The following is a 2100-nucleotide window of genomic DNA, read 5'->3' on the forward strand; positions in this document are numbered from 1 at the left end:
GTAAGCATTTGAGAGACCCGACCATATCGTGTTGTTTCATTCTTATTACGGAGAATGAAAACGATACGTCGTTTCAATTTTCAGCTTGTTCCGGATTATTAAAGAGCAGTTATCTCAAACATGACTCGCCTTCAGGCAGAATCAGCTTTGAGATACGGTTGATAATGTCTTTCACTCATTATCAGGAGATGGCGTCCCCAAGGGGATTCGAACCCCTGTTACAGCCGTGAAAGGGCAGTGTCCTGGGCCTCTAGACGATGGGGACTCTGTACTGTTGCTCATTACTTCTATCAGACAATCTGTTGTGGACACTACGCGGGAAGGTATCTTCAGGTAAGGAGGTGATCCAACCGCAGGTTCCCCTACGGTTACCTTGTTACGACTTCACCCCAGTCATGAATCACAAAGTGGTAAGCGCCCTCCCGAAGGTTAAGCTACCTACTTCTTTTGCAACCCACTCCCATGGTGTGACGGGCGGTGTGTACAAGGCCCGGGAACGTATTCACCGTGGCATTCTGATCCACGATTACTAGCGATTCCGACTTCACGGAGTCGAGTTGCAGACTCCGATCCGGACTACGACGCACTTTGTGAGGTCCGCTTGCTCTCGCGAGGTCGCTTCTCTTTGTATGCGCCATTGTAGCACGTGTGTAGCCCTGCTCGTAAGGGCCATGATGACTTGACGTCATCCCCACCTTCCTCCGGTTTATCACCGGCAGTCTCCTTTGAGTTCCCGACCGAATCGCTGGCAACAAAGGATAAGGGTTGCGCTCGTTGCGGGACTTAACCCAACATTTCACAACACGAGCTGACGACAGCCATGCAGCACCTGTCTCACGGTTCCCGAAGGCACTAAGGCATCTCTGCCGAATTCCGTGGATGTCAAGAGCAGGTAAGGTTCTTCGCGTTGCATCGAATTAAACCACATGCTCCACCGCTTGTGCGGGCCCCCGTCAATTCATTTGAGTTTTAACCTTGCGGCCGTACTCCCCAGGCGGTCGACTTAACGCGTTAGCTCCGGAAGCCACTCCTCAGGGGAACAGCCTCCAAGTCGACATCGTTTACGGCGTGGACTACCAGGGTATCTAATCCTGTTTGCTCCCCACGCTTTCGCACCTGAGCGTCAGTCTTTGTCCAGGGGGCCGCCTTCGCCACCGGTATTCCTCCAGATCTCTACGCATTTCACCGCTACACCTGGAATTCTACCCCCCTCTACAAGACTCTAGCCTGCCAGTTTCGAATGCAGTTCCCGGGTTGAGCCCGGGGATTTCACATCCGACTTGACAGACCGCCTGCGTGCGCTTTACGCCCAGTAATTCCGATTAACGCTTGCACCCTCCGTATTACCGCGGCTGCTGGCACGGAGTTAGCCGGTGCTTCTTCTGCGGGTAACGTCAATGAGCGAGGTTATTAACCTCACCCCCTTCCTCCCCGCTGAAAGTACTTTACAACCCGAAGGCCTTCTTCATACACGCGGCATGGCTGCATCAGGCTTGCGCCCATTGTGCAATATTCCCCACTGCTGCCTCCCGTAGGAGTCTGGACCGTGTCTCAGTTCCAGTGTGGCTGGTCATCCTCTCAGACCAGCTAGGGATCGTCGCCTTGGTGAGCCATTACCTCACCAACAAGCTAATCCCATCTGGGCACATCCGATGGTGTGAGGCCCGAAGGTCCCCCACTTTGGTCCGTAGACGTTATGCGGTATTAGCTACCGTTTCCAGTAGTTATCCCCCTCCATCGGGCAGTTTCCCAGACATTACTCACCCGTCCGCCACTCGTCACCCAAAGAGCAAGCTCTCCTGTGCTACCGTTCGACTTGCATGTGTTAGGCCTGCCGCCAGCGTTCAATCTGAGCCATGATCAAACTCTTCAATTTAAAAGTTCGATTTGCTTCAACAAGTGAAGCGATGCTCAAGTGTAAAACGTCATAATGAATTTCATTATGTGTTCACTCTTAAGACTTGATATTTTTTGCGCCTTGCGGCGCTGATATCAATCCTGCGAGTGCCCACACAGATTGTCTGATAAATTGTTAAAGAGCGGTGCGGCTGGCGCCTTGGCGGCCTGCTGCGAGGTGGCGTATATTACGCTTTCCTCCTT

General features: G+C 52.7%; 1 tRNA gene and 1 rRNA gene. Both read right to left on the reverse strand.

Annotation, left to right across the window (positions count from 1 at the left end):
• Positions 1 to 189 precede the first annotated feature (189 nt).
• Positions 190 to 265, reverse strand: a tRNA-Glu gene (locus tag ACLRGG_RS21110).
• A gap of 69 nt (positions 266 to 334) precedes the next feature.
• Positions 335 to 1876, reverse strand: a 16S ribosomal RNA gene (locus ACLRGG_RS21115).
• Positions 1877 to 2100: the final 224 nt, after the last annotated feature.

It is taken from the genome of Erwinia sp. PPS120, assembly GCF_047918655.1.
GTDB classification, from domain to species: Bacteria; Pseudomonadota; Gammaproteobacteria; order Enterobacterales; family Enterobacteriaceae; genus Erwinia; species Erwinia tasmaniensis_A.